This is a genomic window from Microbacterium sp. nov. GSS16 (assembly GCF_028198145.1).
GTDB lineage: Bacteria > Actinomycetota > Actinomycetes > Actinomycetales > Microbacteriaceae > Microbacterium.
The window spans coordinates 1,123,165-1,138,823 of record NZ_CP116338.1 but is presented as its reverse complement, the minus strand read 5'-3'; the positions used below and the strand labels follow the sequence as shown (position 1 = coordinate 1,138,823).

Below are 15,659 nucleotides of genomic sequence, written 5' to 3'. Positions count from 1 at the left end.
GTCGGCATGCCAGGAATGCTCGCTCTCAACGACGGAAGCCGGCTGCCGGCGCTCGGGCTCGGTCTCTACAAGGTGCCCATCGAGCAGACGGCCGAGGTGACGCTCGCCGGCATCGACGCAGGCTACCGGCTTGTGGACGGCGCCCGCTTCTACGGCAATGAGCGCGAACTGGGTGACGCCATCCGCTCATCCGGGCGACGCGAAGACCTGCTCGTCGCTTCGAAGTTCTGGGGCGACCCCGTGCAGAGCGGCGAGCAGGCGCTCGCCGACTTCGCAGACTCCGAACGCGATCTCGACATCGGCCCACTCGATCTCTACATGATCCACTGGCCGCGGTCGACGCGAGGCACCTTCGTCGACGTGTGGCGCACATTGATCGCGCTGCAGCGGGCGGGGCGGGTGCGCACGATCGGCGTCGCCAACTTCGAGCCCGAAGACCTGCGACGCCTCATCGACGAGACCGGCGTCGCACCGGCGCTGAACCAGGTCGAGTCGCATCCGTGGCTGCCGCAGCACGAACTGCGTGCTCTGCACGCCGAGCTCGGCATCGTCACGCAGGCGTGGAGTCCGCTCGGCCGCGGGCGGCTGCTCGATGACCCGACCCTGTTGACCATCGCGGCGAAGCACTCGGTCTCGGTGGCGCAGGTGGTGCTGCGCTGGCATCTGCAGCTCGGCGGGGCCGCCGTCGTGAAGTCGATCCATCCTGCGCGCCTGCGCCAGAACCTCGATCTCGACGACTTCGAGCTCGACGACCGCGACATGGCGACCATCGCCGGTCTCGAGTCCGGCGTGCGCACCGGCACCCACCCGCGCGACCGGCAATAGGCTGGGGCGCGCAGCGCGAGACCGGCCGCAGCATTCCTGGCGCGACCACGTCTGAGCGCGGCGATCGGCTTCGCTGAGAAACCACAACGGGCATGAGAACCACGTTCGCACGTGGCTTCTCATGCCCGATCTGGTTTCTCGCAGGAAGAGGCGAGGCGGATGCCGTCAGCCGGCGGCTTCCTCCGGACGCTCCTGCACGTCGATCGCGGCGGTGTCGGGCACATATGCCTCGATGTGCCGCTCGTCGAGGCCGTTGTACGCCGACAGCGGGCGGATCAGCGCGTTCGAGGCCTGCTGCTCGAGGATGTGCGCCGTCCAGCCGACGATGCGCGCGGCGATGAACAGCGGGGTGAACGTCAGCGTGTCGTAGCCGATGAGGTTGTACGCGGGGCCCGAGGGATAGTCGAGGTTCGGGTAGATGCCCTTGCGCTCGACGAACTCGTTCTCGAGCTTCTCGTACAGCTCTGCGACGTCGGGCCGGTCGTAGTGCTCGACGAGGGTGTCGAGCGCGGCCTTCATCGTCGGCACACGCGAGTCGCCGCGCTTGTACACCCGGTGGCCGAACCCCATGATCTTGCGCTTCTCGGCGAGCGCCGCGTCGAGCCATTCCTCGACGCGGTCGGCCGAGCCGATCTCGTCGAAGATGTGCATGACGGCCTCGTTGGCTCCGCCGTGCAGCGGGCCCTTGAGCGCGCCGATGGCTCCGACGACCGCCGAGTACATGTCGCTGAGCGTCGACGTGATCACCCGCGCGGTGAAGGTGGATGCGTTGAACGAGTGCTCGGCGTACAGGATCATCGAGCGGTTGAATGCGTCGACGACCGCCTCGTGCGGCTCTTCGCCGAACGTCAGCCAGAGGAAGTTCGCGGCGTAGTCGAGGTCGTCGCGCGACTCGAGCAGCTCTTGGCCGCGGCGGCGGCGCTGACCGTACGAGACGACGGCCGGCAGCACCGCGAACAGCTGAAGGCTGCGCTGCAGGTTCTGCTCGGGGGTGCCGACCGCATCGAGCACGTTGCCGCTGCCCGCGGTCTCGAAGGCGCCGATCACACTGACGGCGGTGCGCACCTCGTCCATCGGGTGCGAATCGAGCGGCAGCGCATCGATGGCGGCCTTGACCTCGGGCGACAGGGCGCGGTGCGCCCGCTCGGTCGTGCGGAACTCGGCGAGCTGCTCGTCGGTCGGCAGCTCACCGTGCCACAGCAGGTACGCGACCGCCTCGAACGACTGCGTCGCCGCGAGCTCCTGCACGGGGTAGCCGCGGTAGAGCAGGCTGTTGGTCTCGGGGTTGACCTTGCTGATCGACGTCACATCGGCGACGACCCCTGCGAGGCCCTTCCTGATCTCTGCATCAGTCATGCTGTGCTCCTTTGCGTTTCGGCGCGCTTCGCCTGCTCAACGACCGGGGTGGTCGATGGTGAAGTTGAACACTCCGGAGTCGAAGTGGTTGTACGACTCGTAGTCGATCAGATCATAGAGATCGGCGCGGTGCTGCATCTCGCCGAGCTTCGAGGTCAGATGCCCCTCGGCGTTCAGGGTATCGAGCGCGCGCCCGGCGGCACCCATGGCGATCCGCAGCAGCGACACCGGCCAGATCACGATGTTCACGCCGACGCCCTGCAGCTGATCCACCGAGAACAGGTCGGACTTTCCGAACTCGGTCATGTTCGCGAGGATCGGCACGTCGACGGCATCCCGGATCGCGGCGAACTCCTCGAGCGACCGCATCGCCTCGGGGAAGATCGCGTCGGCGCCGGCATCAACGAGCGCCCTGGCCCGATCCTTCGCCGCCTCGAGCCCGTCGACGGCGGCGATGTCGGTGCGCGCCATGATGAGGAAGTTCTCGTCGCGGCGCGCGTCGACGGCGGCCCGGATGCGCTTGACCGCCGTATCCGAGTCGACCACCGCCTTCCCATCGAGATGACCGCAGCGCTTGGGGTTGATCTGGTCTTCGATGTGGGCGCCGGCGAGACCGGCATCCTCCAGTGTCTGAATCGTGCGGGCGACGTTCATCGGCTCACCGAACCCGGTGTCGGCGTCGATGATCGCGGGCAGATCGGTCATGCGGGCGATCTGCTGACCGCGTCCGGCGACCTCGGTGAGCGTGGTCAGGCCGATGTCGGGCAGGCCGAGGTCGGCCGACAGCACGGCACCCGAGACATAGACGCCCTCGAAGCCCTTCTGCTCGATGAGCCGGGCGCTGAGCGGGTTGAACGCGCCGGGGAAGCGCAGCAGCTCGCCGCTCGCGAGGCGGGCGCGGAAAGCGCGGCGCTTCTCGTGCGCCGGCGTGGTGGCGTACAGCATCAGAACAGGCCCTTCGGGGCGTCGGCGGATGCCAGGACGCCCTTCTTCGCGACGATCGAGAGCTCCTGCACCTCGTCGGCCGTGAGCTCGGGCAGGCGCTGGACGAGCTCGAGGAACCGATCGATCTCTGCGGCGTCGAGCACGGGCTGGGCGAGCACGCGGAACTTGCGGATGTAGTTCTCGCGTGCGAACGGACGGGCACCGAGCGGGTGCGCGTCGGCGACCGCGATCTCTTCGACGATCTTCGTGCCGTCCTTCAGCGTGATCTCGACCCGGCCCCCGAACGCCTTCTCGGTGATGTCGGTGGAGTGATAGCGGCGGGTCCACTCCGGGTCCTCGAGCGTGGTGATCTTCTGCCACAGCTCGACGGTGTCGGGGCGCTGAGCACGCTCGGGGGTGTACGAGTCGACGTGGTGCCAGGTGCCGTCCTGCAGTGCGACGGCGAAGATGTACGGCACCGAGTGGTCGAGCGTCTCACGCGAGGCTGTGGGGTCGTATTTCTGCGGGTCGTTCGCCCCCGAGCCGATCACGTTGTGGGTGTGGTGGCTGGTGTGCAGCACGATCGACTCGATGTTCGCCGGGTCGCGCAGGGCCGTGTTGTCGGTGCCGAGTCGACGAGCGAGGTCGATGATCGCCTGGGCCTGATACTCGGCGGAATGCTCCTTCGTGTAGGTGTCCAGGATCGCTCGCTTGGGCTCGCCCTGGGCTGGCAGCGGCACCTCGTACGAGGCGTCCTTGCCGTCGAGCATCCAGGCGATCACGCCGTCTTCGCCTTCGTAGATCGGCGACGGCGAGGTCTGGCCGCGCATGGCCCGGTCGACCGCCTCGACGGCCATCTTCCCGGCGAACGCGGGGGCGTGCGCCTTCCAGGTCGAGATCTCGCCCTTGCGGCTCTGACGGGTCGCGGTGGTGGTGTGCAGCGCCTGCCCGATCGCCTGGTAGATGGTCTCGGCGTCGAGCCCGAGCAGCGTGCCGATGCCGGCGGCGGCCGACGGGCCGAGGTGCGCGACGTGGTCGATCTTGTGCTTGTGCAGCGAGATCGCCTTCACGAGGTCGACCTGGATCTCGTAGCCGGTGGCGAGGGCGCGCACCAGGGCGTGCCCGTCGGATCCGACGTGCTGCGCGACCGCGACGATGGGCGGGATGTTGTCACCGGGGTGGGAGTACTCGGCCGCGAGGAATGTGTCGTGATAGTCGAGCTCGCGCACGGCGACGCCGTTCGCCCACGCCGCCCACTCGGGGCTGGTGCGCTGGTCGAGCGGGCAGCCGAACACGGTGGCGCCCCGGCCGCCGGTCGAGACGGGGTGGCTGAACGCCTGTGCACGGGCCGCATTGATGGGCGCGCGGGTGAGCGATGCCGCGGCGACCGCCGCGTTGTCGATGACGCGGTTGATGATCATGTCGACGACCTCGGGTTCGACCTCGACGGGGTCGACGGCGACCTGGGCGATCTTCCAGGCGAGCTGCTCTTCGCGCGGCAGCTCCTCTTCGGAGCGGTAGACGCGGACGTGGTGGGTGACGGTCATGGGGTTCCTTCCCTGAGGGACTGCAGGATGCTCTCGAGAGCGTTGTGGAGATGGATGTGGGTGGCGTGCGCGGCGAGGTCGGCGTCGCGGGAAGCCAGGGAGCGGGCGATCAGCAGGTGCTCGCGCGCTGAGGCTGCGAGCCGCTCCGGCTTGTCGCGCGCCATGCGCCTGACGCGCACCAGGTGGGCACGGACGGTGCGCAGGGCGGAGGTGAGGTAGTCGTTGGCGACGGCCGCGTCGAGTTCGGCGTCGAGCCGTGCGATGAGGGCGTAATAGGCATCCCGTCCCTCATCGCGCGCCAGATCGACGTGCTCGAACGCGTCGGCCAGAGCGGCGAAGGCGCCGGCGTCACCCCGTTGCGAGGCGAGGCGGGCGGAGGTCTCTTCGAGAGCCCGGCGGATCTCGAACAGCGCACGGATGTCGTCGGCGTCGAGCGCCGCGACGACCGTGACGCGCGGCGACTGCTGAACGACCAGACCTTCGGCGGCGAGGCGGCGCAAGGCCTCACGCAGCGGCGTGCGGCTGACGCCGAGCCGCGCGGCCTGTTCGACCTCGCCGAGCACGGCGTCGGCGGCGAGAGCGCCCGACTGGATCTCTTCAAGCAGCGTCTCGTAGGCGCGGTGGCTTGCGCGGCTGCGATCGACGACGGTGCTCATTGCGTCAGTGTATACACAAAGGGGTCACAGAAGAGTGCATCCAGATTGTCACTGCGTTTTTGCATACACACTCATCTGTTCGTCGACCGGCGCGCGCACGGACGCAAGGGCCGTGCGCGCGATCAGTGCACCGACGTCGGCCACGCCCCCGGCCGGCCGCAGCCGGGTCAGCCGACGGTGCCCTCGTACAGACCGATGCTGTTGCCGTCGAGGTCGCTGATCACCGCCCACGCGCTGGTGTCGGTGATGGGCATCTTCTCCATCAGCACGCTGCCGCCGGCCTCCTTCGCCGCGGCGATCGTCTCATCGATCGAGTCGACCTCGACGTACGACCGAGGTTGGGTGAAGCCCTCGTCGCGCGGTGCGAGTCCGCCGCCCGAGATCCCGTTCGGGGCCTGCCACATCGGGTACCCCTCGAAACCGGGCAGCTCGGCGATGTTCCAGCCGAACAGCCTGCTGTAGAACCCGCTCGCACTCGCCATGTCGCTCACCGGGATGTCGATGTGCGTGATGTCACCGTGTGCCATCGTCTCGTCCTCTCTTCGCCTGACGCGGTCATTGTGCGCCTGCTCCGCCGAGCACGCAAGGGCACGGCGGGTCAGTAGGGCACGGCGAAGATCCGCTCCTGCGTGCCCTCCGTGGCATCCGCCGGCAGCGGGACCAGTTTGAGGAACTCGTGGTCATCGGTGTCGATGCACCACTGCAGCAGACTCGCCCGCATGTCCTCCCGCACTGCGTCGAACGCCGACTCGACGGCGAGGTTGCGGCGCTCGCCCGGATCGGCGACCACGTCGTGCAGCTGCTCCCGGTTCCTGCCCCAGCTGTAGACCACGTACTTGTACCGGCCTCGATAGACCGCGCGGCCACGGGTGAGGGGCGGGTCGGCGCGCTCGAAGCGGGTCTCGACTCCGACGACGCGATCGGATGCCCCATCCGCATCGTCCACGAGGGGCAGCGGGCGGCCGAGCCGCCCTGCGGGCTCAGGCGCTCCGGCGGCCTCGAGCAGGGTGGGCAGCACGTCGAGTCCGGCCGATACCGGATCGGTCCGCAGCCCGGGCGCCACGCCGGGCCCTGACACGATCAGCGGCACTCGCACGCACTCCTCGAACAGCGCCGTCTTCTGATTCCACCGGTGCGCGCCGTCGCCGTCGCCGTGATCGCTCGTGAACACCACCAGGGTCGAGTCCGTGAGACCCGACTCGTCGAGCGCCTCGAGGATCCGCCCCAGCTGGGCATCCGTGCGCTCGACGAGCCGTCGGTAGGCGGCGCGGTACTGCCGCCACTCCTCGGGTGTGTACTCGGCTGTGCCGTAGGTCTGCTGGGCGGCGCCCTTCTCGAAGCGCACCGCCTCGGCCTCGAACGGGGCTGGCTCGAAGTTCGCCGGCAGCGGCGGGGCGTCCCGTGCCGCACCGGGATCGACGTCGCCGTAAGGCATCGGCTGGCGCCGCGCGTACTCGCAGATGCTGTGCGGATCGTCGAACGAGGCGAACAGCAGGAAGGGTCGTGAGGCCTCCCCGCGGCTGCGCAGCCACTGCACAGCCGCGTCGGCGAGACCGCGATCGCCGAAGGGATGCAGCACCTCGAACCCCGCATCCGGCGGCGCGCTGGGCGAGATCGCATGCCACTTGCCCGCATACGCGCAGTCGTACCCGGCGGCCGTGAGCAGGTGCCCCATGCTGTCGGGGCGCGCCCCCGGCTCCGCCACCGCCGAACCCTGCCGGTTGCCGCCGACGCCGAGTTCGTGCGGCATCCGTCCGGTCAGCAGCGACGCCCGCGAGGGCACGCACAGCGGGAAGGTAACGGTGGCCCGGGTGAACTCCGCCCCCGACCGGCGCAGCCGATCGAGGTGCGGAGTGTCGACCCATCCCTCATCGCGGTCGATGACGTGCGCGCCGAGCTGGTCGGCCATCACCACGAGCAGGTTCGGCCGCGCCGCCACCGAAGTCATTTGCCCATGCCGAGGGTGAGACCCTCGGTGAGCCGGCGACCCAGCCACAGATAGATCGCCAGCATCGGCAGCACGACGATGCACAGTCCTGCGAACAGCCCGCCCCAGTCGGCGCCGGAGTAGGTCTGCTGCTGGATGAACGAGATCAACGCCACGGGCAGCGTGTACTTCTCGGTGGACTGCAGCAGCGTGAGAGCGAGGAGGGTCTCGTTCCAATGCGAGATGACCTGCAGCACGAACGCGGTGAGGATGCCGCCCTTGGCCAGCGGCAGCGTGATGCGCCAGAAGGTGCCGAAGGCTGTGGTGCCGTCGAGCGCCGCGGCCTCCTCCATCTCCAGCGGCAGGGACCGGAAGAACGCCGTGAGCAGGAAGACGGTGAACGGCATCGAGACGCCGATGTACACGAGGTTGAGCCCGATGAGACTGTCGGTGAGGTAGACCTCGTTCAGCATGACGAACAGCGGGATGACGATCACCTGGGCGGGGATGCCGAGCCCGAGCACGAAGTACATCGTCAGCGAGTTGGTGAGCCGGTTCTCGACGCGGCTCAGGTAGTACGCCGCGGGGGCCGCGAGTGCGACGGTCAGGAACGACGAGACCAGCGTGGTCACGACGCTGTTCATCGTCGCCGTCGCGAAGTCGCCGACCGTCCAGGCGGTGACGAAGTTCACCGGGTCGAGCGAGGTGGGCAGCCCCCACGGGTCGGCGAGAATCGAGCGGGTGTCGCGGAAAGCCTGGATGACCATCCACACCATCCACGCGACGTTGAGCACGACGAAGGCCCACAGCAGCACGATCCCGATCGCACGGATCACGCTGCGGTCGTTGCCGATGGCGGCGCGGGTCCGGCGGCGCGGACGACGGCGCTCGGGGGGCACCACGATGGTGCGGGTGGTGTCTTCGGTGAGGGTCGCAGTCACGATGTCTCCTAGAACTCGATCGCTTCGCGCTTCATGACGCGGCGCAGCAGCAGCACCAGCACCGACACGAGCGCAAGCGAGAGCACGGCCGAGGCGGATGCCGCGCCGTAGGCGGGCACGGATTCGCCGGAGAAGGCGGTGACGTAGGTGTACACCGCAGTGGTCCAGGTCTGCGTCGGCGGCATGCCCGCACCGGTCGATCCGCCGAAGATCCAGATGATCTCGAAGATCTTGACCGACGAGATCGTCCACAGCACGGCGCACGTGCCGAACACGTCCCAGGTCAGGGGCAGGATGACGTGGCGCAGCCGCTGCCAGGCGTTCGCGCCGGCGAGGGCGCAGTCCTCGTAGTAGTACGGCGGGATGCGGTCGACGCCGGCCATGAGGATCGTGGTGAAGTAGCCCGTGGTGATCCACGTCATCATCACCATGATCAGGGGGAACAGGTTGTCCTGAGAGAGCCAGGCGGGCGGATCGGTCACGCCGAAGGCGCCGAGCAGCGTGTTGACCAGGCCGCCCGGGTTGAAGATGAATCCGGCGAGGACGCCGAAGATCATCGCGTTGACCAGATGCGGGAAGAAGATCACCGACCGCGCGATCTTCTTGCCCGTCATATCGCGCAGCACGAGCGTGAGGGCGAAGGCGATCACGAAGATCGCCAGCCCGACGACGAACAGCAGCAGCAGCGTGTTGCCGAACGATCGCACGAAGAGCTTGTCGTTGAACAGCCGGACGTAGTTGCCGAGGCCGACGAACTCCATGGGGCCGGCACCGGCCCACTTGTTGAAGCTGATCCAGATCGCGTACACCGAGGGCACCACGAAAAGGATCGTGTACAGCACGAACGCGGGGCCGACGAACGGCACGAACAGGCGGCGGCGGGCCTGGTCGATCGTGCTGCCCCCTCCCCGCCGCCCGCGAGGGGCGGCGGGGAGGGGGGCGGCGGGCGCCAGAGCGACGTCGGTCACGAGTTCTGCTTCCAATAGTCGACCTGTCCGGTCTTCATCGTCTCGACGAACGTCTTCGCGTCGGTCTTGCCCAGCACGAGGTCGCTCAGCGCGGGCCACAGCAGCTTCTCGGTGTAGCCGGGGAAACTGATGCCGTCGTTCTGCATGTAGTACGAGTCCGCAGCGTCCAGAGCATCCTTGACGGTCGACATCTCCTCGCTGACAGCCGCGTCGGACCTGATCGGGATGATCTTGGCGTCGGTGCCGAGGGCGTCCTGGTACTTCTTGTTCAGGAAGAACGCCGCGAACTTCTGCGCGTTCTCGGAGTTCTTCGCGCGAGCCGGCACGGAGAATCCGACGAAGTCGGCCCGCGCGGTGTCTCCCAGCGACGGGAACGGGAACGACGAGTACTCGAAGCCGTCGGCGGCGTACGGGCCGGTCTCGGTGGGGATCCACGTGCCGTTGAAGAGCATCACGGCCTTGTCGTCCGCCCAGACCTGCTGCTGCGCGGGCCACTTGCTGGCGTTGTATCCGTCGATGAAGTAGTCGCCCTCGACGAGCTCCTCGATCATCTGCGCGGCCTCGAGCGCCTCCGGGTCGTCCCATGCCTCGCCGGTCTTGTCGGCGGCCATCTTGCGAAGCGAGCCGGGCCCGGCGAGTCCGACCATCGCCGAGGTGTACCAATAGGCGTTGTAGCCGGCGACGTCGCCGTCGATGGCGATCGGCGTCTCGCCCGCGGCCTTCATCTCATCCATGGTCTTGAGGAAGTCGTCCCAGGTCTCGGGCGCGTTCTCGGCGAGCTCGGGATGCGCCGCCTTGTTGAACCAGATCGCGTCACTGGTGAGCGAGTAGGGCAGCATCCACGGCGCATCCTCGCCCTCGACGGTGAGCACGTCGTCTTCGAGGTACGCCTCGGGGATCAGCGACGACACCTTCTCGCCGTCGACCTCTGCGGCATACGCCTCGGTGAGCGGCTTCGCCTGTCCGGTCTCAGCCAGCACGGGCGCGGTCTTCGCGAACGAGCCGTCGACGAGGTCGGGGACCTTGTTCGTGTTGAGAGTGGGGACGGTCTTCTTGAGATTGTCGCGCCCCTGCCACTGGACGTTCACCTCGATGCCGGTCTCCTTCTCGAAGTCGGCGATGGCCTGGGCGACGACCTTCTGCTGCGCCTCGCCCTCTTTCCACATCGCCCAGTAGGTGAACTCTCCGGAGTCGCTGGACCCGCCGCCTGATGCGGACGAGCATCCGGCGGCGGTGAGCGCGACCGCGCCGATGAGGGCAAGTGCTGAGACCTTTCGGATCTTCGCCATCGGATTTCCTTTCGTCTGTGCGCGGCATCGTCGCCTGCGTGGGTCGACTTTCGCCCCTCGATAGAAGAGCATTCAAGGAGTATTCCGATATCCGTGATCGTTCTGTTGCGACGGCTCCTTGCTTCCCGCCTCCGCAAGGCGCCTGATACACGGAAGTAATCGTTGAATACGTCTTTATTCCTTCTCTCAAGGACCGAAGAATCAAAGGAAGAACGACGGAGGGGATCGGCATGGCCGGAAAGCGCGCAACGGTGCGCGACGCAGAATCGCGGGGATTGAAGTTCGAGCTCCTCGCAGATCAGCTTCGTCGCGGGATCCTCGCCGGCACCTGGACGGCGGGCCAGAAGCTGCCCACAGAGCAGGAGCTCTCGAAGGAGACCGGTCTGTCGCTGACCACGGTGCGCCGCGCGTTCGACGAGCTGGTGGCCGAACGCATCGTCGTGCGGCGTCAGGGAGCCGGCAGCTTCGTCGCGCACACGCGCCCGCGAGAGGAGCGCACCCGTCGGCGCATCGGCGTGCTGCTGCCCGACACACAGCTCTACTACCCGCGCGTTCTGCAGGGCATCGACGAGTCGCTGCAGGCGGCGGGCGCCTCGCTGCAGCTCGCCACCTACCGATATCAGCCCGAGCGCGAGGATGACGCGATCGCGTCGCTGCTGGATGCGGGCGTCGACGGCCTGATCCTGGCTCCGACGCTCACCGGACTCGACGATCCCCTCGCCCGTGCCCAGCAGCTGATGGCGCTGCCCGCCCCGGTGGTCCTCGTCGAGCGCAGCCTCGCCGATGTCGGCCCCGCCGACACCACCGAGCACGTGTGCTCCGACCATGCCGGTGGTGCCTACGACGCGATCGCGCACCTCGCGCGGCTGGGCCACTCGCGCATCGCTCTTCTCACGCGTTCGGCCACGGTCACCGAGTTCGGCATCGTGCGAGGCTTCGGTCGCGCCATCGCCGATCTGGGGCTCCCATCGGGGCTCGAGTTCGCGCAGACGAAGCAGGAGTGGGAAGCCGATTCCGGCTCTTCCGCCTTCACCGCGCTGCGGGAGTTCGAGGCCACCGCCGCCCTCATCTTCGGCGATCGGGAGGCGGCCCTCCTGCAGGGCGCCGCCCGCCGGGCCGGAGTGCGAATCCCCGATGACGTCGCGCTCGTCTCGTACGACGACGAGGTCGCGGATCTGGCCGAGGTGCCGCTGACCGCAGTGGCGCCGCCCAAGTACCGCATCGGCCGCATGGCCGCTGACGTCATGCTGCGCCGGCTGGTGGAGGGCGACGAATGCCCGCTGCACCAGATCCGGCTGCGGCCGCGCATCGTCATACGCCGCTCGTGCGGGGCGAGCGCACTTCACCAGGACTGATCGAGGGAGATACACGTGCGGATCGGATTGATCGGAGCCGGGGCCGTCGCCTCGTACCACTGCGCCGCAGCTGCGACGCTGGACGGCATGCGGCTCGCCGCCGTCTGCGACATCGACGAGACGGCGGCTCGCAGGGTGGCCTCCGGATGCCCGGATGCCGCGGTCTTCACCGACCACCGGGCGATGCTGGAGTCGGGAACGGTGGATGCCGTGATCGTGAACACGCCGCACGCGACGCACCTGCCGATCGGTGTCGACGCGGCTGCCGCCGGCGCGCATGTGCTGGTGGAGAAGCCCATGGCCACCACGCTTGAGGACTGCGACCGCCTGGTCGCCGCGTGCGACACCGCGGGCGTCGCCCTGACCGTGGGACACATCCAGCACTACCTGCCCGAGAAGGTCGAGGCTCACCGGGTGCTCGCCTCGGGCCGCCTGGGGGCGGTGCGCATGGTGCGCGACAACCGCAGCACCGACTATCGCCCCGGCACCCGCTCACCCTGGTTCTTCTCCCCTGAGATCGCCGGTGGCGGCGCGCTGATGAACATCGGCGGACACTGCATCGACCGCTCGCTGTGGTTCGGCGGCGGCCGAGCCGCCGAGATGCTCGCCACCACCGTCAACCGCTTCGGCTCGACTGTCGAGACCGACGGTGCGATGATGCTGCGCCTCGACAACGGGGTCGCGGTCAGCATCGTCGTCGTCAGCGACCCTGCCACGCGCGGTGACCTGGTCACCGTCGTGTGCGAGGGCGGCATCATCGAGATCGATCCTCGGCACGGCACCACCGTGCACGCTGACGGCCGCTCGCAGCTGATCCACCGCACCCACCCGGATGACATCCAGAGCGCCTTCACCGCGCAGCTCGCCGACTTCCAGCGCGTCGTGCAGGGCGGGGCACCCACCGTGCCACTGGAGCACGCCAGGCACGTGGTCGAGCTCGTCCTCGCGGCATACCGCTCCGCTGAGGAGGGCTCGGCTCTGCTGCTCGCCGACGCGGACGCGCTGACATGACGCGGCCGAACCTCATCCTCATCGTCAGCGACGACCAGGGCCCCTGGGCGCTCGGCGCTGCGGGCAACCGCGAGATCCGCACCCCCGTCCTCGACGAGCTGGCCGCGCGCGGCATCCGTCTCGACCGGTTCTTCTGCGCGTCGCCCGTCTGCTCACCGGCCCGCGCCAGTCTGCTCACCGGTCAGGTTCCGTCCACTCACGGCGTGCACGATTACCTCGACGGCGCGCACTCCGGCGCTGCCGGCCGCGATCATCTCGCGGGGATGCCGACGCTCACCGATGCACTCGCCGACGCCGGCTACCGGCTGGGCCTTTCGGGCAAGTGGCACCTCGGCGCCAGCGACGTGCCGCGCCGCGGCTTCGTGCACTGGTACGCACTCGATGGAGGCGGCAGTCCGTACCACGATGCGGTGATGCACACCGGCGACGGACGCACCGAGCACGTCACCGACTACCTCACCGATGTGATCGCCGACGATGCGATCGCGTTCCTCGACGCCGAGCAGCAGCACGACGCCCCGTTCTTCCTGGCCCTGAACTTCACCGCGCCGCACAAGCCGTTCGCCGGTCAGCATCCTGCGGAGTTCACCGACCTCTATCGCGACTGCGCGTTCGAGACCTGCCCGCAGGAGCAGCCGCATCCCTGGCTGCAGACCCTCGACGGCGCGCCGATCGGCGGCGAGGCCGACACCCGCGAGGCGCTGATCGGCTACTTCGCGGCCGTGACGGCGATGGATGCTGCCATCGGCCGCGTGCTCGACCGGCTGAAGACGCACCGCATCGCCGACGACACCATCGTGGTCTTCCTCAGCGACAACGGGTTCAGCTGCGGGCAGCACGGCTTCTGGGGCAAGGGCAACGGCACCTTCCCGATGAACATGTACGACGAGTCGGTCATGGTGCCCTTCATCGTCGCCGGGCCCGGCGTACGACCCGAGGGCGAGGTGCGTGACGAGCTGCTCAGCGCCTACGACCTGCCGGCGACCCTGCTCGAGCTGCTCGGACTCGACCCCGAGCCGTTCGAGCACGGGCCGGGGCGCAGCTTCGCTGCGGTGCTGCGCGGTGGGCGCGCCGAGACACCGGATCGTCCGGTCGTCGTGCACACCGAGTACGGCCCCGTCCGGATGATCCGCACCGCGGAGCGCAAGTACGTGCACCGGCATCCGTACGGCCCGCACGAGATGTACGACCTGGCCGCCGATCCGCGCGAGCGCAGCAACCTCGCCGACGATCCCGCGTACGCCGACGAGGTGGCGCGGATGCGCCGGATGCTCGACGCATGGTTCACGGAGCACGCGGACCCGCGCGCGGACGGCCGCGGGCTGCCGGTGTGCGGCGCCGGACAGACCCGCACCCTCGACGACGACCCCCTCGGCGCGTTCGCGCCGCCCGGATGGGATGGAGCCTCATGACCCGCCGCCCGAACATCCTGCTGATCGTCTCGGACGACCATGGCTATGCCGACCGGTCGGCCGAAGGCACGCCCGGGGTGCGCACTCCGGTACTCGACCGTCTGGCTGCCGAGGGCGCGACCTGCACCGACGCGTACGTCACCGCGCCGATCTGCTCGCCCTCACGCGCCGGACTCATCACCGGGCAGTACCAGCAGCGCTGGGGCGGCCTGTGGTTCGACTCGGCGCACATCGGCAGCGCCCCCACCATCGCCGAGCGCCTTCGCGATGCCGGCTACGCGACCGGGTACTTCGGCAAGGTGCACTACGGCGACGAGACGGCCGCCGATCGTGGCGCACCGCCGCACCACGGCTTCGACGAGTCGTTCTACGGCCTGGCCGGCCAGTCGATGGGGCGCCTGCACTACCTGCATCACAGTGCAGACGCGGTCGCCGAGTACGGCGAGGCCGCCGAGGCGATGGGCGTGCAGCCGTTCTGGTCGGGTGAGGAGCCGGTGGAGTTCAACGGCTTCACGACCGACGAGATCGCCGAACGGGCGGAGGCGTTCATAGAGCGCCAGGACGGCGAGCAGCCGTTCTTCGCCATGGTCGCCTTCAACGCCGTGCACAACTTCTGCTGGCAGCTGCCCGATGACGAGCTGGCCGCGCGCGGCCTGCAGAGCCCGGGTGACTGGCATCCGGGCGCCTCCGAGTACCTCGACTGGTACGACGGCGCCATCAGCCCGAATCTGCCCGACGGGCGCGCCTTCTACCTCGCGCAGCTCGAGCTGATGGACCGTGCGATCGGGCGCCTGCTCGACCGCCTCGACGCCTCCGGCATCGCCGACGACACGATCGTGGTCTACCTCACCGACAACGGGGGATCACAGTGCAACTACGGCGACAACGGTGCGCTGCGCGGCACGAAGTACACGCTGTGGGAGGGCGGCATCCGCGTGCCGTTCCTCGTGCGCTGGCCCGGCGTCGCCGCCGCCCGCACCGTGGTGAGCGAACCGGTGAGCGCGCTGGACCTCACGGCCACGTTCGCGGCGGCAGCGGGGCTCGCCGAGAACGCGGACGACGACGGACGCGACCTGCGCCCCCTGCTCGAGGGCGACGTCGACGACGACACCCCCGGCGCTCAGGACAGACGCGAGAATCGCGCGACCGGCGAGCGCGAGCTGCACTGGGACTGCGGTTGGCAGTGGGCCGTGCGTCGCGGCGACTGGAAGCTGCTCTCGGTGGCCGGCGACAGTCCGACCGCGCAGTATGTGCGCGCGGTGGAGCACACGAGCACCGGCGACGGGCTGATCCTCACCGACCTCGTCGGCGACCCCGGCGAGCGCGACAATCTCGCCGCCCGCCGTCCGCGACTGGTCGCCCAGCTCACGCGGGCGCACGAGCGCTGGCGGGAGCAGGTCGGGCTGCCGGCCGCGGTGACCGCCGACGACTGACCCGCCGGAGCCCGG

14 protein-coding genes are annotated in these 15,659 nt (G+C 68.9%); 5 read left to right on the top strand and 9 right to left on the bottom strand.

Annotation, left to right across the window (positions count from 1 at the left end):
- Nucleotides 1–6: 6 nt before the first annotated feature.
- Nucleotides 7–825 carry an aldo/keto reductase gene (locus PGB26_RS05280; RefSeq protein WP_271639293.1) on the top strand — a complete coding sequence of 273 codons (819 nt, stop codon included), beginning with the start codon at nucleotides 7–9 and terminating at the stop codon, nucleotides 823–825.
- 165 nt (nucleotides 826–990) lie between these two features.
- On the opposite strand, the gene PGB26_RS05275 is transcribed toward PGB26_RS05280, so the two are convergent.
- From PGB26_RS05275 to PGB26_RS05235, 9 genes are all read right to left on the bottom strand, one after another.
- Nucleotides 991–2,181 carry a bifunctional 2-methylcitrate synthase/citrate synthase gene (locus PGB26_RS05275; protein ID WP_271639292.1) on the bottom strand — a complete coding sequence of 397 codons (1,191 nt, stop codon included), beginning with the start codon at nucleotides 2,179–2,181 and terminating at the stop codon, nucleotides 991–993.
- 36 nt (nucleotides 2,182–2,217) lie between these two features.
- On the bottom strand, nucleotides 2,218–3,126 hold the full coding sequence (prpB, locus tag PGB26_RS05270; RefSeq protein ID WP_271639291.1) for a methylisocitrate lyase: 909 nt from the start codon (nucleotides 3,124–3,126) through the stop codon (nucleotides 2,218–2,220).
- Nucleotides 3,126–4,652: an MmgE/PrpD family protein gene (locus tag PGB26_RS05265; RefSeq protein WP_271639290.1), complete on the bottom strand. Its 1,527-nt coding sequence runs from the start codon at nucleotides 4,650–4,652 to the stop codon at nucleotides 3,126–3,128. The genes prpB and PGB26_RS05265 overlap by 1 nt, the downstream gene beginning before the upstream one ends.
- Nucleotides 4,649–5,308, bottom strand: coding sequence for a GntR family transcriptional regulator (locus PGB26_RS05260; protein ID WP_271639289.1), 660 nt, complete (start codon nucleotides 5,306–5,308; stop codon nucleotides 4,649–4,651). The genes PGB26_RS05265 and PGB26_RS05260 overlap by 4 nt, the downstream gene beginning before the upstream one ends.
- 167 nt (nucleotides 5,309–5,475) lie before the next feature.
- On the bottom strand, nucleotides 5,476–5,835 hold the full coding sequence (locus PGB26_RS05255; RefSeq protein WP_271639288.1) for a VOC family protein: 360 nt from the start codon (nucleotides 5,833–5,835) through the stop codon (nucleotides 5,476–5,478).
- A gap of 71 nt (nucleotides 5,836–5,906) precedes the next feature.
- Nucleotides 5,907–7,256, bottom strand: coding sequence for a sulfatase family protein (locus PGB26_RS05250; RefSeq protein WP_271639287.1), 1,350 nt, complete (start codon nucleotides 7,254–7,256; stop codon nucleotides 5,907–5,909).
- Nucleotides 7,253–8,176 carry a carbohydrate ABC transporter permease gene (locus tag PGB26_RS05245; protein ID WP_271639286.1) on the bottom strand — a complete coding sequence of 308 codons (924 nt, stop codon included), beginning with the start codon at nucleotides 8,174–8,176 and terminating at the stop codon, nucleotides 7,253–7,255. Before PGB26_RS05245 ends, PGB26_RS05250 begins: the two co-directional genes overlap by 4 nt.
- Nucleotides 8,177–8,184: 8 nt before the next feature.
- A complete protein-coding gene (locus PGB26_RS05240; RefSeq protein ID WP_271639285.1) occupies nucleotides 8,185–9,144 on the bottom strand; it encodes a carbohydrate ABC transporter permease in 960 nt (319 codons plus the stop codon).
- Nucleotides 9,141–10,433, bottom strand: coding sequence for an ABC transporter substrate-binding protein (locus tag PGB26_RS05235; RefSeq protein ID WP_271639284.1), 1,293 nt, complete (start codon nucleotides 10,431–10,433; stop codon nucleotides 9,141–9,143). The genes PGB26_RS05240 and PGB26_RS05235 overlap by 4 nt, the downstream gene beginning before the upstream one ends.
- Before the next feature lie 230 nt (nucleotides 10,434–10,663).
- Between PGB26_RS05235 and PGB26_RS05230 the strand changes: the two genes are divergently transcribed.
- Genes PGB26_RS05230 through PGB26_RS05215 form a run of 4 tightly spaced genes read left to right on the top strand, consistent with a single transcriptional unit; the run spans nucleotide 10,664 to nucleotide 15,644 of the window.
- On the top strand, nucleotides 10,664–11,788 hold the full coding sequence (locus PGB26_RS05230; RefSeq protein WP_271639283.1) for a GntR family transcriptional regulator: 1,125 nt from the start codon (nucleotides 10,664–10,666) through the stop codon (nucleotides 11,786–11,788).
- 15 nt (nucleotides 11,789–11,803) lie between these two features.
- Nucleotides 11,804–12,799, top strand: coding sequence for a Gfo/Idh/MocA family protein (locus PGB26_RS05225; RefSeq protein WP_271639282.1), 996 nt, complete (start codon nucleotides 11,804–11,806; stop codon nucleotides 12,797–12,799).
- On the top strand, nucleotides 12,796–14,211 hold the full coding sequence (locus tag PGB26_RS05220; protein WP_271639281.1) for a sulfatase family protein: 1,416 nt from the start codon (nucleotides 12,796–12,798) through the stop codon (nucleotides 14,209–14,211). Before PGB26_RS05225 ends, PGB26_RS05220 begins: the two co-directional genes overlap by 4 nt.
- The gene (locus PGB26_RS05215) at nucleotides 14,208–15,644 is read left to right on the top strand and encodes a sulfatase family protein (RefSeq protein WP_271639280.1); all 1,437 of its coding nucleotides are present in this window, start codon (nucleotides 14,208–14,210) and stop codon (nucleotides 15,642–15,644) included. Before PGB26_RS05220 ends, PGB26_RS05215 begins: the two co-directional genes overlap by 4 nt.
- The last annotated feature ends 15 nt before the right edge of the window (nucleotides 15,645–15,659 follow it).